This is a genomic window from Acaryochloris marina S15, assembly GCF_018336915.1.
Classification (GTDB): domain Bacteria; phylum Cyanobacteriota; class Cyanobacteriia; order Thermosynechococcales; family Thermosynechococcaceae; genus Acaryochloris; species Acaryochloris marina_A.
The window spans coordinates 3,595,558-3,617,527 of the sequence record NZ_CP064923.1 but is presented as its reverse complement, the minus strand read 5'-3'; the positions used below and the strand labels follow the sequence as shown (position 1 = coordinate 3,617,527).

At 47.7% G+C, this 21,970-nt stretch carries 22 protein-coding genes; 19 read left to right on the top strand and 3 right to left on the bottom strand.

Going from position 1 to position 21,970, the window contains the following annotated elements:
- Positions 1 to 8: 8 nt before the first annotated feature.
- From I1H34_RS16765 to I1H34_RS16720, 10 genes are all read left to right on the top strand, one after another.
- Entirely contained in the window at positions 9 to 782 is a 774-nt protein-coding gene (locus tag I1H34_RS16765; protein ID WP_212666309.1) for an aspartyl/asparaginyl beta-hydroxylase domain-containing protein, read from the top strand.
- 78 nt (positions 783 to 860) lie between these two features.
- The gene (locus I1H34_RS16760; RefSeq protein ID WP_212662159.1) at positions 861 to 1,592 is read left to right on the top strand and encodes an aspartyl/asparaginyl beta-hydroxylase domain-containing protein; all 732 of its coding nucleotides are present in this window, start codon (positions 861 to 863) and stop codon (positions 1,590 to 1,592) included.
- A 73-nt stretch (positions 1,593 to 1,665) separates the two neighbouring features.
- Positions 1,666 to 2,448 (top strand): aspartyl/asparaginyl beta-hydroxylase domain-containing protein, encoded by a 783-nt coding sequence (locus I1H34_RS16755; RefSeq protein WP_212662158.1) that lies wholly within the window; start codon positions 1,666 to 1,668, stop codon positions 2,446 to 2,448.
- A 13-nt stretch (positions 2,449 to 2,461) separates the two neighbouring features.
- The gene (locus I1H34_RS16750; protein ID WP_212662157.1) at positions 2,462 to 4,342 is read left to right on the top strand and encodes a fatty acyl-AMP ligase; all 1,881 of its coding nucleotides are present in this window, start codon (positions 2,462 to 2,464) and stop codon (positions 4,340 to 4,342) included.
- A gap of 363 nt (positions 4,343 to 4,705) precedes the next feature.
- Positions 4,706 to 5,161, top strand: coding sequence for an acyl carrier protein (locus tag I1H34_RS16745; RefSeq protein ID WP_212662156.1), 456 nt, complete (start codon positions 4,706 to 4,708; stop codon positions 5,159 to 5,161).
- Positions 5,154 to 6,479 (top strand): aminotransferase class I/II-fold pyridoxal phosphate-dependent enzyme, encoded by a 1,326-nt coding sequence (locus I1H34_RS16740; RefSeq protein ID WP_212662155.1) that lies wholly within the window; start codon positions 5,154 to 5,156, stop codon positions 6,477 to 6,479. Before I1H34_RS16745 ends, I1H34_RS16740 begins: the two co-directional genes overlap by 8 nt.
- Positions 6,480 to 6,493: 14 nt before the next feature.
- On the top strand, positions 6,494 to 7,165 hold the full coding sequence (locus I1H34_RS16735) for a histidine phosphatase family protein (RefSeq protein ID WP_212662154.1): 672 nt from the start codon (positions 6,494 to 6,496) through the stop codon (positions 7,163 to 7,165).
- Positions 7,166 to 7,218: 53 nt separating this feature from the next.
- Complete coding sequence (locus tag I1H34_RS16730; RefSeq protein WP_212662153.1) at positions 7,219 to 8,034, top strand: SDR family oxidoreductase; 816 nt, start codon at positions 7,219 to 7,221, stop codon at positions 8,032 to 8,034.
- The gene (locus I1H34_RS16725) at positions 8,034 to 9,314 is read left to right on the top strand and encodes a DNA methyltransferase (protein WP_212662152.1); all 1,281 of its coding nucleotides are present in this window, start codon (positions 8,034 to 8,036) and stop codon (positions 9,312 to 9,314) included. Before I1H34_RS16730 ends, I1H34_RS16725 begins: the two co-directional genes overlap by 1 nt.
- Positions 9,315 to 9,332: 18 nt before the next feature.
- On the top strand, positions 9,333 to 10,283 hold the full coding sequence (locus I1H34_RS16720) for a cation diffusion facilitator family transporter (RefSeq protein ID WP_212662151.1): 951 nt from the start codon (positions 9,333 to 9,335) through the stop codon (positions 10,281 to 10,283).
- A gap of 60 nt (positions 10,284 to 10,343) precedes the next feature.
- Here I1H34_RS16720 and I1H34_RS16715 read toward each other — a convergent pair whose 3' ends face one another.
- Entirely contained in the window at positions 10,344 to 10,736 is a 393-nt protein-coding gene (locus I1H34_RS16715) for a hypothetical protein (protein ID WP_235109010.1), read from the bottom strand.
- Between the two features lie 141 nt (positions 10,737 to 10,877).
- Between I1H34_RS16715 and I1H34_RS16710 the strand changes: the two genes are divergently transcribed.
- A complete protein-coding gene (locus I1H34_RS16710) occupies positions 10,878 to 11,162 on the top strand; it encodes a DUF427 domain-containing protein (RefSeq protein ID WP_212662149.1) in 285 nt (94 codons plus the stop codon).
- 41 nt (positions 11,163 to 11,203) lie between these two features.
- Here I1H34_RS16710 and I1H34_RS16705 read toward each other — a convergent pair whose 3' ends face one another.
- Both I1H34_RS16705 and I1H34_RS16700 read right to left on the bottom strand, forming a co-directional pair.
- Entirely contained in the window at positions 11,204 to 11,590 is a 387-nt protein-coding gene (locus I1H34_RS16705) for a RidA family protein (protein ID WP_212662148.1), read from the bottom strand.
- Between the two features lie 34 nt (positions 11,591 to 11,624).
- Positions 11,625 to 12,152 carry a GNAT family N-acetyltransferase gene (locus I1H34_RS16700; protein WP_212662147.1) on the bottom strand — a complete coding sequence of 176 codons (528 nt, stop codon included), beginning with the start codon at positions 12,150 to 12,152 and terminating at the stop codon, positions 11,625 to 11,627.
- Between the two features lie 281 nt (positions 12,153 to 12,433).
- Here I1H34_RS16700 and I1H34_RS16695 point away from each other — a divergent pair, with 281 nt between their 5' ends.
- From I1H34_RS16695 to I1H34_RS16660, 8 genes are all read left to right on the top strand, one after another.
- Positions 12,434 to 13,795 (top strand): S-layer homology domain-containing protein, encoded by a 1,362-nt coding sequence (locus tag I1H34_RS16695; protein ID WP_249369315.1) that lies wholly within the window; start codon positions 12,434 to 12,436, stop codon positions 13,793 to 13,795.
- Positions 13,796 to 14,317: 522 nt separating this feature from the next.
- The gene (locus tag I1H34_RS16690; protein WP_212662146.1) at positions 14,318 to 15,331 is read left to right on the top strand and encodes a hypothetical protein; all 1,014 of its coding nucleotides are present in this window, start codon (positions 14,318 to 14,320) and stop codon (positions 15,329 to 15,331) included.
- A gap of 404 nt (positions 15,332 to 15,735) precedes the next feature.
- Positions 15,736 to 17,109, top strand: coding sequence for an FAD-binding oxidoreductase (locus I1H34_RS16685; RefSeq protein WP_212662145.1), 1,374 nt, complete (start codon positions 15,736 to 15,738; stop codon positions 17,107 to 17,109).
- Positions 17,110 to 17,205: 96 nt separating this feature from the next.
- Complete coding sequence (locus I1H34_RS16680) at positions 17,206 to 17,931, top strand: GNAT family N-acetyltransferase (RefSeq protein WP_249369313.1); 726 nt, start codon at positions 17,206 to 17,208, stop codon at positions 17,929 to 17,931.
- Positions 17,932 to 17,995: 64 nt separating this feature from the next.
- The gene (locus tag I1H34_RS16675; protein ID WP_212666306.1) at positions 17,996 to 18,928 is read left to right on the top strand and encodes an NAD(+) kinase; all 933 of its coding nucleotides are present in this window, start codon (positions 17,996 to 17,998) and stop codon (positions 18,926 to 18,928) included.
- A gap of 209 nt (positions 18,929 to 19,137) precedes the next feature.
- A complete protein-coding gene (gene nfi / locus I1H34_RS16670) occupies positions 19,138 to 19,827 on the top strand; it encodes a deoxyribonuclease V (RefSeq protein WP_212662144.1) in 690 nt (229 codons plus the stop codon).
- Between the two features lie 228 nt (positions 19,828 to 20,055).
- Complete coding sequence (locus I1H34_RS16665) at positions 20,056 to 21,153, top strand: DUF4268 domain-containing protein (RefSeq protein WP_212662143.1); 1,098 nt, start codon at positions 20,056 to 20,058, stop codon at positions 21,151 to 21,153.
- 106 nt (positions 21,154 to 21,259) lie between these two features.
- Positions 21,260 to 21,967, top strand: coding sequence for a Type 1 glutamine amidotransferase-like domain-containing protein (locus I1H34_RS16660; RefSeq protein WP_212662142.1), 708 nt, complete (start codon positions 21,260 to 21,262; stop codon positions 21,965 to 21,967).
- Positions 21,968 to 21,970 lie beyond the last annotated feature (3 nt).

The following is a 21,970-nucleotide window of genomic DNA, read 5'->3' as shown; positions in this document are numbered from 1 at the left end:
CCAGTGCTATGAATGCTTTCAGTCAACACGATGGAAATTGGCAGACTAAAAGTCGTCAGCTCTTTTTAAAGGGAGCCGAGCAGTTATTGCGGCGATTCGAAGGTCTGATCGAGTCCTACTCCCTAGTGGGAAATACGCCTTTTATCGAAGCTCAACAGTTCCCCTGGATCAAGAGGCTAGAAAACAACTGGCACATCATTGTCCAAGAACTGGATGATATTCTCCAGTATCAGGATGAGCTACCCAACTTCCAAGATTTATCGCCAGATCAGTACCGTCTCACCCAAGACGATCGCTGGAAGACCTTTTTCTTCTATGCCTTTGGGGTAAAAGCGGCTCAAAACTGTGCTCACTGTCCTCAAACCAGCCAACTGATCGAATCCATTCCGGGCATGAAAACGGCCTTCTTCTCCATCTTGTTGCCCCACAAACATATTCCCGAGCATTGCGGGGTTTTCAAGGGAGTCATCCGGTACCATCTGGCCCTAAAAGTGCCCCAACCCGAAACCCAATGCCGTCTGCGGGTAGCGGATCAAATTCGTCATTGGCAGCAGGGGCAAGGTTTAGTCTTTGATGATCGATTTCCCCATGAGGTCTGGAACGATAGCAACGAGGTTCGGGTCGTACTCATTGTCGATGTGATCCGACCCCTTCAATTTCCCGTCTCTGTCCTCAACAAAACCCTTATTCGCTTAATTTCTTGGTCGCCCTTTGTTCAGGATGCTAAAAAGCTTCAGAACCAGTGGGAACAACGCCTAGGTGCGATTATGAAATCTCACTAATCTAATTCTGATGTCCCACTCAGCCATCAGAATTAAGGATTTATTACGATAGTCAACACATCATTGGAATACAGTCCCGTGAAAGAATTTTTCGAAACTTTAATGCGCAAACATATTGGCGGGTTGGTTTCGCGTTCGTCCCTGGTGGGCCACAACACCTTTTTTAACCCCAATATGTTTAGTTGGGTCTCTCTCTTGGAAAAGAATTGGCGAACGATTCGTCAAGAGTTGGAACAGGTCCTCCAATACCAAGAGGCATTGCCCAATTTTGAAGAATTGGTGGAATATGACTCTGAACTCACTAAAGATACCCAGTGGAAAATGTTTGCCTTTTATGCCTATGGCATCAAGGCTGAAAAGAACTGCGATCGCTGCCCAGAAACCACCCGGTTGATTGAACAAATCCCTGGGTTAAAAACAGCCTTTTTCTCGATCTTGCTACCCCACCAACGCATCCCACCCCATCGAGGTCCCTATAACGGTGTCCTGCGCTATCACCTCGGGTTGATGGTGCCAGAGGCCACGGACCAATGTGGCATTCGCGTCGGCAAGGACATTCGTCATTGGCAAGAAGGTAAAAGCCTAGTGTTTGATGACTCTTTTGAACATACGGCTTGGAACGATGCGGATAGTGTACGTGTCGTCCTGTTTTTGGATGTGGTGAGGCCGGTTAAATTCCCGATCTCTCTGTTGAACCGAGCGGTGATTCAGCTCTTTTCCTGGTCCCCTTATATTCAAGGTGCAGCCGCTAATCAAAAGAAATGGGACCAGCGATTTGATGCGTTATCAGCGGCTAAAGGGTCCCAATAGCATCGAGACAGATCATGGTGTACATTGGCTGGAGTGTTAATGCGCCCAATTGTTGATTTCTACCCCCTAACTTATGAGTGCATTGAGCCAGTTTTACACCGATTTCAAAACTAAGAACCGTGAGGTCGCCCTAAAAGCAGGTGAAAATCTGTTGCGTCAATTAGAGCGCATCATTCGGTCTGCTTCCCTGGTGGGAAACTCGACGTTCTTTGATACCGCTCAGTTTGAATGGGTAAAAACTTTTGAGGATAATTGGCAGGTTATCCGTAAGGAATTAGATGAAATTCTTAAATATAGAGATGACCTCCCTAATTTTCAAGACATTTCCCCCGATCAGTACAACATCACGAATGATCAGCGCTGGAAAACCTTTTTCTTTTATGCCTACGGGGTGACGGCAGAGCAAAACTGTCGTCTTTGTCCGGAAACGGCGAAACTATTAGTCAGTATTCCCGGTGTAAAGACTGCTTTTTTCTCTATTTTGCTGCCACAAAAGCAAATACCGCCCCATCGTGGCCCCTTTAATGGCGTTCTGCGCTACCATCTGGGACTGGTCATTCCCGAGGCCGCTTCAGACTGCGGGATTCGAGTGGGAGATGATGTGCGCCATTGGCAAGAAGGCAAAAGCCTAGTGTTCGATGACTCCTTCGAGCATGAGGCCTGGAATAATACCGATGAAGTTCGGGTCGTCCTTTTTGTCGATATTGTCCGTCCTCTAAAATTCCCTGCTTCCCTACTGAATCAGTTCATTATCCAATTGATTGCTTGGTCTCCCTATATCAAAGATGCAGAGACCAATCAGAAGAAATGGGATCAGCGGTTACAAGGGCTATTCAAATCGAAAACGAATTCATAATCCTGTAGTCAGGATGGAGTATAACGTGGCTGAAACAACAAATTGGGACGCCAAGGTCGAAGGAACTTGCCCACCGAAGGTGGAAAGTTTGGTGGATTTACTCCGCTATCGAGCGGCTCACCAGCCAGATCATCAAGGCTTTACCTTTTTAGTCGATGGTGAAGATGAAACCCTCCATCTCACTTATGCAGAGTTGGATGCTAAGGCCCGTGCGATCGCAGCCGCGTTACAGTCTGCTTGCCAACCGGGTGACCGAGCCCTATTGGTGTATCAGCCCGGATTAGAATATGTTGCCGCCTTCTTTGGCTGCCTCTATGCAGGCGTCACGGCAGTCCCGATTTATCCACCCCGTCCCAATCGCTCCCTGATGCGCTTGCAAAGCGTGATTGCTGATTCCCAAGCCATTTTTGCCCTGACAACGTCCCAAATCCTGTCGAAACTCGAACGACAGCTGATTGATGCAGCAGAGTTGAGCGCCCTCAAGTGGCTGGCGACCGATAGCCTCAGCGTCACCGAACCCCGCCAAGCCTGGCAAGAGATTCATCCCCAAGGACAAGATTTAGCCTTTCTTCAATACACCTCTGGATCAACTGCAACGCCAAAAGGGGTGATGATCACCCATGACAATCTCTTACAGAATCTATCTCTAATTCATCAATGCTTTGAGCATAGTTCCCAATGCCAAGGGGTCATTTGGCTACCGCCTTATCACGACATGGGTTTGATCGGTGGGATTTTGCAGCCTTTATATGGAGGGTTTCCCGTGGCGTTGATGTCCCCCTTTATGTTCTTGCAAAGTCCTATTCGCTGGTTACAAGCGATTTCTCGCTATCGAGCCACTACCAGCGGTGGGCCAAATTTTGCCTATGATTTATGCTTGCGCAAAGTCAAACCAGAGCAGCTCCAGGGATTGGACCTGAGCTCCTGGCGGGTGGCCTTTAACGGAGCAGAACCCATCAGCGCTCAAACCCTTGAAGACTTTGCCACCAAATTTGCCCCCTGTGGATTTCGGTCTGAAGCATTTTTCCCCTGCTATGGCCTTGCCGAAGCCACCCTGATCGTTTCCGGGGGACAGAGAAATGCCAAACCCGCTCTAAAAACAGTCCAAGGCGCAGCCCTAGAACAACATCAAGTTGTCTCTGCCCATTCTAAAGATGCCGATGCCCGCACCTTAGTGGGTTGCGGCTCCGCCCTCCAAGGCCAGGAAATCGTTATTGCCAATCCTGAAACCCTCCAACAATGTTCAGCAGAAGAAGTCGGCGAAATATGGGTGTCTGGCGAAAGCATTGCCCAGGGATACTGGCGGCAATCAGAAGTATCTGGAGAAACCTTTCAGGCCCATTTAGCAGATACCGGGTCTGGCCCATTTCTACGGACTGGAGACTATGGCTTTTTGGTGGGTTCCGAGCTTTTTGTGACGGGTCGCTTAAAGGATGTGATTATTATCAACGGCCGTAATCATTATCCCCAGGACATTGAGTTGACCGTGGTCCAAAGCTATCCCGGTATTCGACCCAATTGTGCCGCTGCATTTTCGATTACAGAAGCAGGTGAAGAACGGCTAGTAGTAGTGGCGGAGTTGGAGCGGAACTATATCAATCGCTATCAAAAAAATGGCAAGAAGCCATCCTCCCAAACCGCTCAGCTCAATAATTTTGTCCCTCCCACAACCCTGACCTCAGACTCAGAACCTGCCGCCGTCGAAAAAGACATCCTCACCCAAATTCGTCGGGCGGTTGCCAAAGACCATGACCTGCAGATTCATGCCCTGCTGCTGCTCAAACCCGGCAGTATTCCCAAGACATCTAGTGGTAAAATTCAGCGGTTTACTTGTAGAGCCAAATTTCTAGAGGGAGACTTAGAGAGTGTAGCCAAGAGCATGCCTCGCGCCTAAAAAAAACAGTAAACCTTGGAACTTTTTCAGGCAGAAAGTCAGTCTCAACTTACACACTTATCTCAGGAAAGACATCAGCCATGCGTAACATGAGGCAGTTTCGACTGAAGCAACCTTGATCACTCCCACCCCATCTGGACTAAGTTATAACTTTCCCATAACGGCAAAGGGCTAGATTGATCAACGGCATTACTAAGGAGACTAGAACATTTAGTTCTAAGGACTTTAAAGAATGGGCCAATTGAGTAATCTCTACATGCCACCTTGTTGCTGTTAAATAAATCTTTTATGATGAACCGAAGTTTTAACTTAAATTCACAATTCGGTTTAACCTGTTGTTTAAGCAATTAGAGTAAAAACAATATGCCAATCCAGGATAACTATCAAAGCACGGTCGCTGTAGCGGAAGCACAGTCTCAGGGAACTGTTTCGCCCCTGCAGACTTCCCCTACATTGGCAGACATTCAAGCCTGGTTAAAAAAACACTTGGCAACTTCTTTGGAAATGAGTCCAGAGGAAATTGATATCGATGTGGATTTCATTGACTACGGAATGAACTCCGTAGAAGTCGTCAATGTTTCAGGTGAACTGGAACATTTTCTGGGTCGCCGTTTGGATCCCATGCTTGTTCTAGATTATTCCAATATTCGTGAATTATCAGAGCACTTAGTAACCGATAATGAAGGCAGTTCTCCCACTACTTCAGCATTACCCGCAGATGCCGATGAACTCCTGTCCAAATTGGATGTATTGAGTGACGATGAAGTGGATGGCCTGCTGAACGCGATGTTGTCAGAGCATAATGTTGCCCATGAGTAATTCCTCTAATTCCCTGGATCATCTCTCCGCAGAAGAAAAACGCGAATTGCTGGCGGAATTATTGCAGAAAAAAGCAGAATCTGAACCCGAAATTCCTCCCGAACATTATCGCTTCGATCTCTATCCTGAATATCTTCAGCTCAAAGAGCAGCAAGCCCAACTGCAAGCGAATGATATCCGCAACCCTTATTTCTCTGTCCATGAAGGGATTGCTCGAGATACAACCTGCATTGATGGCAAAGAGCTGATCAATTTTTCCAGCTATAACTATTTAGGGCTAGCCGGACATCCAACTGTTTCAGAAACCGCCAAACAAGCCATTGATCGCTATGGCACTTCAGTCTCAGCTAGCCGCCCCGTCTCTGGCGAGAAAGCCTTACATTTAGAGCTTGAACAAGGAATTGCAGACTTTATTGGTGTAGATGACGCCGTTCTCTACGTCGCGGGTCATGGTACCAACGTCACCACAATTGGACATTTATTTGGCCGTGATGACCTGATTCTTTACGATGCCTATAGCCACAACAGCATTTTTCTCGGATGTATGCTGTCAGGTGCACGGGCCATGTCCTTTGCCCATAATGATACAGCAGATCTAGAAAGACTCTTGAAGCAGCATCGGCAACGCTATCAGAGAGTTTTGGTGGTGATTGAAGGGGTGTACAGTGCTGATGGCGACATTCCCGATTTACCCGAATTTATTGAACTCAAAGAACGCCATAAAGCTTTTCTAATGGTGGATGAAGCCCACTCGATTGGGGTTTTGGGCGAGCACGGTCAGGGTATTAGTGAGCATTTTGGTATTGACCCTAAAACCGTTGATATTTGGATGGGCACCCTCAGTAAGTCCTTTGCCAGCTGTGGAGGCTATATTGCTGGTTCCCAGCCTTTGATTGAATACCTCAAATGTACGGCACCCGGCTTTATCTATAGCATTGGCATTACCCCTGCCAATACGGCTGCGTCTTTGGCGGCACTACAGGTCCTAAAGCAAGAACCAGAGCGCGTGGCTCGGCTTCATGCTCGGGCTCAATTATTTCTAGACTTAGCTAAAGAAAAAGGGTTGAACACCGGGACCAGTCAAGGTTCGGCTGTTATTCCCGTGATGGTGGGCGATACCCTCAAAGCGCTGCATCTATCCCAGCAGCTCTTTCACCAAGGGATTAATGTCCAACCTATGACCTTCCCTGTGGTGCCCCAAAATGAGGCTCGACTCCGCTTTTTCCTGAGTAGCACCCATACGGAAGCCCAAATTCGCCAAACCGTAGAGACCCTTGCTTCTGCTCTGTCTCAAATAGAGACTGAAATCCCTGCCTAATTTGGGGTGCCAATATGTCTGAAGTAGTCTGGATTGCACGCCATGGCCATCGGCAAGATTATGCTGACTTAGGCTGGCGCAAACGGGCAGAACGTCCCCATGATCCAGGTCTCTCAGCGGCAGGGGTGGTGGAGGCTCAGGATGTGGCTCGGTGTCTTAAGTCAGAACCCATCGAGAATATCGTTGCTTCTCCTTTTTTACGAACCGTAGTGACGGCAGTCCATACAGCAACGGCTTTGAATTTGCCCATCCATCTGGAGGCTGGATTGGGAGAACATATGAGTTCCAAGCTGTTTAAGCGTTGTCCAGAACCGCTGCCTGTTGGTGAGATGGCCGATCGCTTCCCTCAAATTGATCGACATTACCGGAGCCATATCATTCCCCCGTTCCCAGAAACTGAAGCAGAGGCGCTTGCCCGGGCAGGAAAAGCGCTTCAGCAATTGGTGGAGACCTTTTCAGGGCCGCTGCTCATCGTTACCCATGAGTTAATTGGCAAGGGAGCCGCTTGGGGACTGGTCGATCAGCGCTCTCCCGTTCGCTTTCCCACCTGTGGGTTAACTAAACTGGTCCATGAGCAAGGACAATGGAACATGGCTTTTACGGGAGAAACTTCCCATCTGAGTCAGCCTCGCCACCCCATCCCGGAGATCTGGAATTATCTGCTGCGACAGATTGTTCATCGATAGGGATGAGCGTTCGGGGTAATTTCTATCGTTAAGGACAACTATTGAGTCAACGGATGGACTTTGATCAACGCCATGTCATGATTACGGGTGGATCGAGTGGTATTGGTAAGGCTACCGCTTGCCTCTTAGCCAGTCATGGGGCAAATATTTCCCTGATTGCCCGCACTCCTAGTCAATTAGAGATAGCCGCTCAGGACATTAAAGCAGTCCAGTCCGGCCAGCAAGTTTTAGCTTTAGAGGCGGATGTCGCTGACCGAGAAGCCTTAAACCAAGCTATTTACACTGCAACTGCACAACTGGGACCACCCGATATTTTAATGACCGCTGCAGGTATGGCCCGTCCAGGTTATTTCCAAGATGTTCCCCTCGAAGTCTTTGAGCAAACGATGGCGGTCAATTACTTTGGCACTTTGTATGCCGTTAAAGCGGTTTTGCCCCTAATGGAAGAGCGTCACCGGGGACATATTGTGTTGATTTCGTCAGGGGCAGGACTAGTGGGGCTCTTTGGATATACCCCTTACAGCCCCAGCAAGTTTGCACTGCGGGGGTTGGCTGAATCCTTGCGGGGAGAATTGAAAGGGACTGGGATTGGCTTGTCAATTGTCTATCCTCCCGATACGGATACCCCCCAACTGGAAGCGGAAAATAAAACAAAACCCCCAGAGACGAAGAACATTACCGCCTCTGCGGAAATGTGGCAGCCGGAAGATGTGGCCCAAAAGATTGTCCAAGGGGTAAAAAATAACCAGTTTGTGGTGGCTCCTGGATTGGAAATGGGATTATTGGCCAAACTACACAGCGTTCTAGCTCCAGGACTGAACTGGTATTTTGATCGGATTGTTACCCAGACGAGATCGCAATCCTCTTAATGGACGCCTCTAATCCCAAGGATCTCAATCTGAATCGCTTGCAGGAGAGCGATCGCAGTTTTCATGATTGGTATCGCTTTATCTTGTCCTTTCCACCCCATTTGGTCCGGACCTATATTGATAAGTTCGGTCTAACGGCGAACAGCACCCTCCTAGATCCTTTTTGTGGCACTGGGACCACGATTGTAGAAGCCAAGAAACAAGGGATTCCTGCTGTGGGAGTGGAGGCGACTCCCATGTCCTGGTTTGCCTCCCGCACCAAAACCACCTGGACCGCTGATCCAGATCAAGTGCGAGGAGCCGCAGAACGGATTTGCTATCTCCTCTCCCGCGACATTACACCTAAAAATACAACCCACCTAAAAAAGCTGGCACCAGAGGCACAATCGCTGCTGCTCAAAAACTCCATTGGCGATCTGCCCCTCCATAAATGTCTGGTCTTGCGGGATGCTATCGATGCCGAACGGAATCCTCAACTGCGACCTCTCCTCCAGCTTGCCCTGGCCCATACCAGTGTCCATACCGCCAGTAACCTGCGATTTGCCCCAGAAGTCGGTATCAGCCGCCAGCGCAAACAGGATGCTCCCGTTTTAACCGCTTGGCATCAGCAGGTTTTGGCGATGGCCGTAGACTTAGGTGGCATCGATTGCCCCCCGCCGACGGTTTGCCATCACCAGGATGCCAGGGATTTAACCCGAGTGATTCAGCCAGAATCCATTGATGCGGTGATTACCTCTCCCCCCTATCCGAATGAAAAAGACTACACCCGCACCACGCGGTTAGAGTCGGTACTGCTAGGGTTTCTTCAGGATCCATCCGACTTAAAAGCCTATAAACAGTCATTGCTCCGCTCGAATACCCGCAATGCGTTTGCCGCCGATCGGGATGATTTATGGGTGGCAAACACACCGCAAGTCACTCAGCTCGCCGCGACTATCGAACGCCGTCGCTTGGAAATGGACAAAGATTCGGGGTTTGAGAAGTTATATCATAGGGTCACCGCCCTCTACTTTGGGGGCATGAAGCGCCATTTTGCGAACTTGCGCCCTATTCTAAAGCCGGGAGCCCAACTGGCCTATGTTGTGGGTGATCAGGCTTCTTTTCTCCAGGTTTTAATTCGAACAGGAGAGCTGTTGGCCGCCATTGCTGAAGAACTCGGCTATGAAGTCCGGGGCGTCGAGCTGTTTCGAACTCGTTTATCCAGTGTCACGGGCGAACAACTGCGAGAAGAAGTTGTTTGGCTGGAATGGCCAGGGTATGAACAGTTGTCCTCCCGTTAGTCACAGATAGGCAGTGAAATGATAGCTACGACAACAACACCGCCGGATCAGGGCACCCAAGAGCAATGGGCGTTGACTCTATCGATCATAGGATCGGCTATTTTTGCCGTGTTGGGTGGGGTGTTTGGGCTATATACCCATTCTGGAGCTATCTTGCTGGATGGGTTTTACTCCCTGATGACCATGACCATGAGCTTTGTCAGTCTCAAAGTAGCAGCTCTGATCCAGGAAGGCCCCAGTCGTCGCTACCAGTTTGGCTATTACGGATTTGAGCCTTTTATTAATACGATTAAGGGCATTATTGTTCTATCCGTCAGCTTGTTTGCTTTCGTATCGGCGATAGAAGACTTGCTGCATGGAGGACGAGATCTTGTCGTGGGCTTAGCCTTGGCCTATGCTACCCTGTCCACAATGGGGTGTTTTACCTTTGCCATCTTGATGCATCGCTATGCCCGACGGTTGAACTTACCGTTGCTAGAGGTTGAAGCCCGAGACTGGACGGTGGATGGCTGTATTAGTAGCGCAGTTGCCTTGACCTTTGTGGTGACGATGTTACTGCAAGACACCGCTTGGAATATTTATCTCCCTTACGTTGACCCGCTGCTAGTCGCTCTTTTGGTGCTGGTTATCATCCCCCTACCGTTACGCACTGTATTTGAAGGGGTCAATCAACTATTAGGCGTTGCTCCAGAAAGCGAGTTGGACCGAGAGATTCGCAAGACCATTGCCCAAGTTGCCCGCAGTCAAAAACACCCCATCGATCGATTTCATTTGCAGATGATGGTTCAAGGACGAGTGCTGTATGTCTTTATTCAGCTTCTCGTCCCTGCTGAGTTTGCGGTTGAGCGGGTGCAAGAACTCGACCAGTTGAGGCAGAAGTTTGCAGATGCGATCGCAGATTTACATCCGTTCCCTGAAATCGACATTGTCTTTACGGAAGACCCCTACTGGCTGAAGGATGGGCAATAGATTGAATCTTTTCCGTATCACCTCACACCCTAAACACTGTAGGTTTTTCCCGCAAATGGGTTAACTATCAATACCGTGAACAATCAGCAGCCAAAATTCTAGGCCCACAACGATCAGGGGAAACCCGATTCCTGCCAAGCCCAGCCAACTACCCATATTCGCGAAGGCAACCAAGAGCTTTTTTTTAGGATCGGCTTTATGCAGTCGCACATGGCAGTATTGCAAACAGCTTGAACAAATACCAATGATGATCGACCCAGCGATACCCAGAGGGGTAGTAATCAAAACCCAGGTCAGGGTTTTATTCTCCCCGGAGATGAGGGTGAAGTTGGGCAAGAGAATAAAGCTAAACCCTTCGAGAATAATCCAAACCACTAAGGCACTCAAAATATCTTGCTGAGTGAGAAAAGAATCAATAACTTGAACGGGGGGCCTGGGTTTTGTTGGAGCCATATTCCCTAGTTTGTATTGGATAAAAGGATTGTCAGGTCGCCAAAAAAGTCTATTTGGCCCTAACCACAGGTTTCCCATTCACTTGTCAGATTTGACACGGTACGTTACAAGGAAGAAGAGTTTGAGTCGGAGAGAGTCTTAATGTCAAAAGCAGTTTGGAATGGAGTAGTTATCGCTGAAAGCGATCAATGCGAAGTAGTAGACGGAAATCAATACTTCCCCCCTGATGCCGTTGAAACTGACTACTTCAAGGCCAGTGATACCCATTCAAATTGTCCGTGGAAAGGTGTTGCCAACTACTACAGTCTTGAAGTGGAGGGTCAGGTAAATAAAGACGCCGCTTGGTATTACCCTGACCCCAAAGATGCAGTCAAGAATATTAAGGGGTACGTTGCTTTTTGGAAAGGGGTGCAGGTTACAGCCTAATTGGGTGGTATTCCAAGAATGCTTTTTTGGTCTGTATGATCTTATGTCTCTTGGATAATAGTGGCGTCAATTTCGACTAGCTGATCGACATAGCCTAATTGAGCGACTCCTAAAAGGGTTGCAGGGGGTACTTCATCATCAAACCACTGTTCGACAGCATTCCAGGCACTAGCAAGATTGGTAGCTTCACCGACCACATAAATGGTGACCTGCTGAATGTCACTTTCGCTAAATCCATTCACAACAAGAAGCTGGCGAAGATTGGCTAGGCATTGAGTTGCTTGGACGGATGGAGCCGATTGACCAACCAGTTGGCCATTGGAATCGTGTGGAACTTGTCCAGCCACAAATAGCTGGTTGCCCACTCGTTTGGCATAACGATAGTTTGATGTTTTTGGGAGTCCCGCTGCTTCTTCTGCTTCGTTCATGTCTCTATTCAACTCATTCTGTATCAACTACGACTCAGGGAGAGTAGGGTGGCACTTGAGGCAGAATGAGCTGCATGATGGCAACATCTTGCCAGCGATCAGCAACATGCCCAACCTCTTTTTGCACACCGACCATTTCAAAACCAAAGCCCTTGTGGAAGGCAATACTGTCATCATTGGTAGCGACAATTTTGACGACGACATGGTGGTAGTCTAGCTCAACCACCTTTTCTAGCAGAGCAGTTTGCATCATTTTCCCCAACCCTTGACCCTTTGCGGCAAAGGTCAGGTAAATCGATGTTTCGCAGCAGACCCGATACCCAGGGCGATCACTATATTGTTTGACAATGCCCCAGCCCAGAATCTGCTGCTGACGCTCAATCACTAATAGACATTCGCGATCGCAAAATTTATCTACCCAGGCTTGAATATCTTTTGCTTTGAATTGACGAGTATCGAAGGTGATACTGCCCGTGGAGATCGCTTCATTGTATATGGATGCGATCGCAACATAATCCGCTGGCGTACAAAATCGAATCTGAACCTGCTCTGAGTCTGACATGTAAGGCGTTATCCCTGGCAACCCAAGCCAGTTCTAACACGTCAAGGGAGTTAGAGAGAGGAAAGTTATGCTTCCCTCATGGGCAGGGAGAATGGGATGAAAAGAAAGGGCGACTACGGATAACCCTATAAAGTTTCAAATATAATTAAAAATGGGATTAAAGTACTATATTTTGAATTATAAGACTCAATAGTCCTATAAAAGTTTCATTTACTTTATTAGGAACTAAAATAATTAGCAATCCATCATTTATCACTGAAATTAATTTTTTGGTGACCTGCATGATGACACCCTCACACCAATGGAAGTCTTCAACGGCTGCGCTTTTGAGTTTGGGACTCTCTACCGCTCTGGTTAGTCCTTTCCTCGCTCAATCTACCGTCCTTGCCCAAACTCGCTTTTCAGATACTCAAGGTCATTGGGCGCAAAGTTGTATTCAATCCCTGGCCCAACGCAATATTATCAATGGTTATCCCAACGGCGAATTTCGCCCAAATGCTCCTGTCACCCGGGCCGAATATGCCACGATGGTGGTCAATGCATTTCCCAATGCAACCCGCGATCGCAATGCCCGTTCTTTCACCGATGTTCGGTCTAACTTTTGGGCCGCCAATGCGATTCGGACCGCTTCCCAAACTGGATTTCTAACCGGCTACCCCAGTGGTGAGTTTCGTCCTTCCCAGCAAATTCCTCGAACTCAAGTCTTGGTGTCCCTCAACAATGGTTTGGGGAACACACCTACAGGGTCAATTAATGCCACCCTCGGTAATACCTATGCTGATGCCAGTGCAATACCCAGTTATGCGCGTGATGCGATCGCAGCCGCAACCCAAACTCAACTTGTTGTCAATTATCCTGATGTTCGGTACTTAAAACCCAACAATAGAGCAACACGGGCAGAAGTCGCATCATTCCTTTGCCAAGCGCTCAAGACCCCGCAACAGGCATCATTGATCTCTGGCAACTACATTGCAGGGGTTCCATCTCAAGGTTTACAAGTTCGAACCGAAATTCCGGTCTTTTATGATGTGGCCCAAAAAGTGATTGTCTCTCCCCAAGAGACTGCACCCCTAACCCTCAAGGTGGCTCAGGACATTAAAGATAATCAGGGCAATATTATCATTCCCAAAGGCAGCTCTATCAGGGGCGAACTTCAACCCCAAAGGGATGGGACTCAATTTGTTGCCCGTGAGGTCATGATTGATGGCAAAAACTATTCCCTTGATGCCTCTTCTGAGATTATTACCCGTACTATCAGCGCTCGCGATCCAAATTTGTTAGCCCTGGCTCGAAATGCTGTTTTAGGTGCCGGTGCTGCTGCAGGGTTGTCGAGTGTGATTGGAGATGGCAACATCACAGCAGAAAAAGTCCTGACGGGAGCTGCGGTAGGGACGGCCATTGAAACCAACCGCAATCGTCCTTGGCTTTCAGTGGCTAGAGACTCTGCTCTGGGGGCTGCCGCCGCCGCTGGCCTATCAACGGTCATTGGTGATCGCACCATTACAGCCGAGAAAGTTCTAGCAGGCGCTGCTTCGGGGGCAACGATTGGTGGCGTTATCGATCCTGCCGTGGATGAAGTCGTTGTTATTGATCCACAGACCGACCTCAACCTCATTTTGGAAAAGCCGTTTAACCTGAGCTAGCACAGCTTTATTCCCCTCTTGAGAGTGAATCCTCCGTTAAAAGTGGAGGATTCACTCTATTTAGCTGTTTTAAGATGATTTACTGCAGATAAATAAATATCTATTCCACTTTTTTAACCTTTTTGGATAAAACAAGTTGAATTTGGTATTAACTATCGATGCTGATAGCTAGAGGGAAAAAAGTATGCCAAGAAAAAATATTGTCAAGGCTCTATTGATGTATTTGAACTAACTACTAATGTAAAAAAAGAACTGTATTTGCTGATAACTGACTATAAAAATATTCTTTATGGAATAAATAAAATAATATCTATTTAGGAATTCACAAGATCTCTTTTTCTATATCAAAAACTGACAATATATTAATGTATTTTTCATTACTTCACTAAATTAAATATTTCTGCAATAATCATTTACGTAAATAGTAATTTCTGTATTAGTTGTCGAGGAAGTATCTCTCAAAAAATTAAGCTCAGAGAGAAAAATAGATTCAAGTATTTTACCTATACGAAGGGGATCGGGATGAAAAAAGTTCTTGCTCATATCAACCAAAAAAAGAAAGAATTTGCGCAATTGCCTTTGTTTGAATTCCTCCAAGATCAAACCATTGATCCAAGGCGAAGATTAGCCTTTGCACCCTGCATTGCACCATTTGCTATGAGTTTTGGTGAACTAAATCGCCAGGTTTTTCGGGATGAACCGACCACCGATGAGCTCCAGAAAATTATTAATGTTCATACCTATGAAGATGACCATCACTGGCCTTGGTTGCTCAGTGATATGGACAAGCTCAGATTCAACCCCAGACTGAGTTTCAATGAATCTTTGGAATTCCTTTGGAATGAGCAAACGATCAATGCCCGCGCGGCTGCGTACTACCTTTACAATGCGACCTACCAGGCGAGTCCAGCCCGTAAGTTCACAATCATTGAAGCCACTGAATCGACGGGAAATATTCTGCTCGCTAACTCAGCGGCTCCTGCTCGTGAGCTCACAAAAAAAACTCAATATGACTACGAATACTTCGGTGCAGGCCATCTAGAAGTCGATACAGGTCATACGTTCTGTTCAACCGAGTCACGACAGGTGATCGAAGCGGTAGAACTATCGGAGGAAGAGCGGCAAGCGGCTTATGTGGCGGTAGATGAAACCTTTGCGGTGTTCACGAACTTGATGAATGAGTTGTTGGCCTTTGCACAGCAAGCGAATATTCAGCCTGCTTTGGAAAGTGAATATCTCGATTATCTCAAAGTTACGACTCAGAACAACCTCTATACCGATCGACTGGCTGCGCCGGCAACGGCTGCACCTACTGCAGACTTAAAGCCATTTGGTTGCTATTTGTTAGAAGCAAATTTAGTCACTCATGCCCAGCTTGAGGAGGCATTACAAGAGCAACAAGAGGTGAACAAGCCTATTGGAAAACTCCTTGCTGATAAGGGGTGGATTCATCCCCATACCGTTGAGTACATGATGCAAAATGTGGTGTTGCCTCAGCGTAATCATCAACAAGCTTCCATCATTAACGTAGGCTAAGTCCTAAGTTAAGTAGAGGTAGAGATATGGTTCAGTCTTATAGAAGGGAACTAAAACCAGTTTCTATCATGAAAGGACGTTGAATGCTATCTAATTCCACTCTTTTTTGAGTACCTAGAGGATTTTTTCTAGTAATTGCATGTCAGATAGATAACCATATCTTTAGCTCTACGAAAATGTTGCATCAGCAGAAATCAAAAATAGAAAAAGCTATCTATTTTTGATTTCCCAATATTTTTGAAGAATTCTTTCTAAAACCAGAGATTAAACAGAATGCTGATGTTATTAAATCTCATTTAAGTGAACTATCGGTGACTTTGATTCACCTTTCGACTAATTAACGATTTTTTGAAAATGACTGGATAACTTTTTCGAGTTTAGAGCTTTTTTGGAGGGGTGAGACAGTGTTTCAGAAAACTTTTGCATTAACTCATGGAGTTAGCGAAATTGGATTGCCGTTTGATAGTGATCCTGCTGTTTTAACTACTGCTAGTCATGATTTTGGACATCTGATTCAGGGACAATCACGCTTAGTGGTTCAACCTCGGCATGGGGAGGATGTGGCTGCATTGTTGCAGTTGGCTAATCGTGACCAGTTGCCGGTCACGCTGCGGGGCAAAGGATGTAGCCAAAATGGACAGTCTATTAGTCCTGGGGGGATCACTTTGGATACCTCAAGATTGGATGATATTAACTATTCTGAAACTTTGCCTCAGCAAGTGACCTGTGGTGCTGGCACTACGTGGCGACAGTTGGTTGCTGCACTGAAGCCCTATCAGCATTTGCCTTGTATGATGCCCCTCAATCTGAATTTAACGGTGGGGGGAACGTTATCAGCGGGAGGATTTGGGGCCAATAGTCATCGGTATGGGCCTGCGATCGCAAACGTGATTGCCCTAGAAGTGGTGACCGGGGCAGGGGAAAGACTTTGGTGTACCGTCGATAAAAATCCTGATCTCTATGCCGCAGTGTTGGGGGGACAGGGACGATGTGCGGTCATCCTATCGGCAACCTTAGCCACGCGACCGATTAAACCTCAGATACGCACTTATTTTTTGGTCTATGAAGATCTAGAAACCTGGATGAGGGATCAGAATCAGCTGTGCGATCGCATCGATTACTTAGAAGGATTTTGCTCTGCTAGTATGCAGGGTTTACAGAAAACGCCTACAGGGCGTCGCCCCCTAGTGCAGTGGTTGTGGGGCCTACATGTAAGTGTAGAGTTTGATCCTGCAACGCCTCCCCAGCAAGAACAGGTATTGGCAGGCTTGAATTACCACAAGCTTCTCCATATAGAAGATGACGATACGGCTGATTATGCCGCCCGTTACGATCTACGGTTTCGGTCCATGCAGGCCAGCGGAGCTTGGCAACAGCTCCATCCGTGGTTTGACTGTCTATTGCCCTTAAGTGCCGCAACAGAGATCATTCCAAAAATTCTAGAGATCTTACCCCCCTGCTTTGGTGATGGTCATCGAGTGTTGTTGGTCGCCGAACGACCTACCCCTCGATTCCTGATGAAGCCTGAACGGGCCTTTCTCTTCGCCGTATTGCCGACCGGCATTCCGCCCTCCTTAAAGACTCAAGCGTTGACGGCCTTAGAACAAGTCCATCAGTTAGTGATGGGCGCAGGCGGCAAGCGATATTTGTCCGGATGGTTGGGAGAGACTACCCCCGATTTCTGGTCCCAACACTTTGGTTCTGATTGGCAAGGGTGGCAGCAGGCCAAAGACACCTTCGACCCCAATCATATTCTTTGCTCTAAGCTATTTCCCTAGCCCAAGTTTTTCCGCAGATCACCCGCCGAAGAACCGCAGAGATTCTGGTGGGCAAATGATATGAATGGAACAGACCCTTCCTATGTCCCTAGTTCCATGTCAACTTCTACTCCTTACGTGCTGCGTCCTGCCCAACCTCAAGATAAGTGGGCCATACAACAAATGCTTTGGCAATTTACCTGGGATGAAGGCATTGAGCTAGATGTACGACTTTTTAGTTTTGCCTTTTTCCGTTTAGGGTTGGTGGGATTGGCTTTGTGGCTCCAGATCTACTGGCGACAATCGACAACAGAGATTGATGTTCAGTTTATTTTGGCCATCGCTAATGTGGCGACGGCGGGTCTGGGCTTTTATCTCGCCAGTCTGGTGATGGGGCAGTTGATTATGCGATTTTTTGGAGCTTTATTTAACTGGTCTCGCTTTCAGGTGATTGAGCAAGAAGGAACCTTAGCAGGCTGTGCACTCCTCAATGCCTATACCAACCATAGTGAGTTGGCCTATGTTTTTGTCCAATCTCAATTCCGTCATCAGGGGTGGGGAGCACAAATCGTCCAAACCCTGATTCAGGAATCTGACCAAGACGTTTATCTCGCCTGTAAACCTCCAATCGTTCCTTTCTACGAACGGCAGGGATTTACCGTGCAATCCTGGCAAGATCTTCCCGTCGGCGTTAAACGCTGTTTCCGTATCTTTCGTCCCCATCCTCGGTTATGGGGATTTAAGTTGAACTTTATGCAGTGCCCAATGGCACCTGTAGTAATATCACCTGAATCTGTTGCCGTTGAAACTGCTCACCGATCAGAATCTACCCCCCACTCATAAATCGCTGCGAACAGGGTACGGTGATTACATACGCCTGAGCAAAGCAGAAAAGGGGACCGATCGGGTGCAGTTACAGCAAGTCATCATCGTCTATAAAGCTGGGGATGCCCACAGCCAACGATGGGCAGAGAAATGTGCCCGTCAATTAGAAGCCCAGGGCTGCCATATTTTGATGGGACCCAGTGGTCCAAAAGATAATCCTTATCCAGTTTTTCTGGCCTCTGCCACTCAGCCCATTGACCTAGCCATTGTGCTGGGCGGAGATGGTACTGCCTTGGCCGCTGCCCGTCATTTGGCTCCAGATGGGATTCCGATGTTGGCAATCAACATTGGCGGCCATTTAGGTTTTCTCACTGAACCCGCCGATCTATTTATGGATACTGAACAGGTCTGGCAAAGAATTCTCGAAGATCGCTATGCCGTTCAACAGCGGATGATGCTACGGGCCCGAGTGGCCGATCGTGATGTTGATCCGACAGATACTCCGGATGAAGAACCGTTTTACATTGCCCTCAATGAAATGTGTATTAAGCCCGCATCGGCTGATCGCATGATTACTTCGATTCTGGAGCTGGAAATTGATGGCGAAGTGGTGGATCAGTATCAAGGAGATGGGTTATTAGTGGCTACTCCCACGGGATCAACCTGCTATACCGTCGCGGCTAGTGGACCTATTTTGCATCCAGGCATGGAAGCCATGGCGATCACACCGATTTGCCCTTTGAGTTTATCCAGTCGGCCCATTGTATTACCGCCTGGATCTCGTGTGAGTGTCTGGCCTCTTGCAGATCGGGAACTGGCGACCAAGCTGTGGATGGATGGGGTGCTTTGTACCTCAATTTGGCCGGGACAGCGAGTGGATATCTGGATGGCCAAATACCGGGCCAGGTTTGTATTACTGCGGGAAAATTACTCGTACTATCGCACCCTTCGCGAGAAACTAGACTGGGCAGGCGCACGAATACAGTACAATAACAATCATCGCATTACAAATTGATATATATCTCATAAGAATTTAATATGTATTTATTCAGACCGTTACTTTTGGTCATAATTCTTTTCTTTTTGACGGTAGTTATGTGTGCGCTAGGGAGTCTAATTGCCGTAGCTAACCCCTTAATATTCATCCTGGGAATCATGGGTGGCATGCTCGGTTCCCTCATGGTGATGGACTATATCGATACCCACTGGCTACATAAGTGGTAAGTGCGAATTCCAAATATTGAGAATTGGCCCCAAACTGCTCCAGAGGCAATACAACTCCAAAAACAACTGTGTTCCCAGGTCATCCCTACCGACGATTTTAGTGAGGTGCGCTACGTCGCCGGGGTTGATGTGGGGTTTGAAGACCAAGGCAAAACCACTCGTGCGGCCATTGCAGTCCTTACTTGGCCTGAGCTGAGCCTTCACGAAACAAAGATTGCTCGCCAACCGACCACTTTCCCCTACATCCCCGGTCTCTTGTCGTTTCGAGAAATTCCAACGGTCTTAGCTGCTTTAGCTCAAATTCAAACTACGCCTGATCTGCTCCTTTGTGATGGTCAAGGCCTCGCCCATCCTCGGCGTTTTGGGATTGCCTGCCATTTGGGTGTGCTGGTTGATTTGCCTACCATTGGTGTTGCCAAATCTCGCTTAGTGGGAAAGCATGAGCCTGTTGACCAAACCCGAGGGAATTGGCAGCCCTTAATTGATAAAGACGAGAGGATTGGAGCAGTCCTCCGCACTCGCCCTAAGACAAAACCTCTGTATATTTCTCTGGGACATCGGATTAGTTTGAACCGTGCCATTGAATATGTGATGAGCTGCACCACCCGGTATCGACTCCCAGAGACCACTCGTTGGGCTGATAAGTTAGCCTCTTCAAAAATCCCACCCAACCCTGAATATTCAGGTTAATACCTCGCCGTTCTTTAGTTTTCTTCAACTAGCTTAGGGCATCGCCTCTCAACCTTGGTTCTGGGAGGGGTGAAATCGAAACGGTATGTTGGAGCTCAGGATATTTGGCATCAATCTTCCTGATCTGCTGGACTCTATAACCGTTAAGCTATTGAATATCCAGCCTGTTGTCTTCCGTGATGCGAGTTATTTGCATAGGAGGATGAATCGTTAGAGCGATCTTCACCCATGTCTGCCAAGCCCCCCTCAAAACCCAATTTGGGTCGTCTAGAGAAAGTTGATGTCACCCAATATTGGCAGTCCGCTACTGAGGATTTCGCACCCTGGCTATGCCAAGAAGAGAATATACAGCTTCTAGGGGAAGCCATTGGTCTGTCTTTAGAGGTGGTTTTAGATGCGCAACAAATGTGCGATCGCCAAGCGGATTTGCTTTGTCGGCAGGCAGGAACCAAAAACTGGATTTTGATTGGTAGTCAGCTATGTCCCACGGATGGACAACATTTCGGGCAGCTTTTGACGGAAGGGGCCGATATTAGTGCAACAGGCATCATTTGGATTGCTAGCCAGTTCTCTGACGAACATCTCAAGCTGCTTAATTGGCTTAATCAGCACGCTCAACCTTCACTGCAATTTTGGGGCGTGGAAATTGAGCTATGGCAAATTGGTAAAACCGCAATGGCCGCCCAGTTTAATCTGGTTTCACCGGCTGAGGAACCGACAGAATCCTCCCAAATCGATTCAACCGAATTGGATTTGGAGAGTCAGCTAGAACAACAGGCAGAAGCACTACCTGAGCCTAAATCAGAGCCAGAGGAGTCTGAACCCGAACCCCTAACAGCAGAACAAGAACAGCATGTCGCGTTCTGGTCAGAACTCTGTGATCAGTTAGAACAACGGGGCAGTGTGGTCAAAGCAGTAGCTCCGCCCCCTGAAGACCACATTGATTTTGCCATTGGTAGAGCGGGCTTTTTACTATCTGCCCATGTGGATCGCGGCCATGCCTCTTTAGCCATTGAGCTACGATTATTTGATGAAGATGCCCAAGCTCATTACGAGTTACTCGCCGCGCAACAGGAACGGATTGAAGCTGAACTGGGATTTGCCCTTAACTGGGAGAATCTGGTCTCAGAATGTGTCATTTACTGTTCCCTTCCCGAGACGGACATCAATGCCACGGACCAATGGCCTGACTATATTGATTGGCTATGTGGGGGATTGGAATGTTTTCATCTCACCTTTGCGGATATGGTGCAGTCTCTGAATGCCGATGACTATCATCGGGGGCACCACCATCCAGCTCCCAACGCATTGAGTGTGCCCAGTTGACAATTCTCAAGCAATTAATATTTTTGCGATCTACTCAGTGAATTAAATTACATCATAGAAAACAACTATTGGTATAGGCTACGGATGATTGTCAACGGACGGCTAGATGACAAAAGGACAGATTATTGCAATCGGTGGCGGTGGCTTTTCTGAAGGGTCGGAACCTGGCCTCGATGCCTATGTGTTAGGGCAGAGTGCAGCTAATGTTCCCAAAGTCGGTTTTATTGGCACAGCCAGTGGCGATGCAGAAAGGTATCTACTAAAGTTCTACTCTCGATTTTCCCAACTCAACTGCACCCCGTCTCATCTGACCTTTTTTCGACGAACCCCCAACCTTTGTGATTGGATTATGGCTCAAGATGCCATTTTTGTCGGTGGAGGTAATACGTTTAGTATGTTGGCTGTGTGGCAGGCTTGGGAAATTGCCCCTTTACTGAAGGCAGCCGCAGCTCAAGGAACCGTCTTATCAGGAATCAGCGCAGGCGCAAACTGTTGGTTTGAGTCCTGTTTAACCGATGCCAAAGCCGATGGGTTTGGCCCGCTACAATGTCTTAATTTTTTATCAGGGAGCTGTTGCCCCCACTATTCGTCAGAAATTGCCAGACAGCAGACCTTTGAACATCTGATTGATATAGAAGCATTACCCCCCGGTATCGCTATTGATGATGGTGCCGCAGCCCATTTTATCGACGGTCGACTCACCCGAATCATTTCAGGAACAGAGGGCGCGACTGCCTATTCCGTCGTTCCCACTCCCACAGGTGTGACCTCCAAACTGTTCGATGGGATTGAGATAGTAAATCTAGCAAGATAAGAG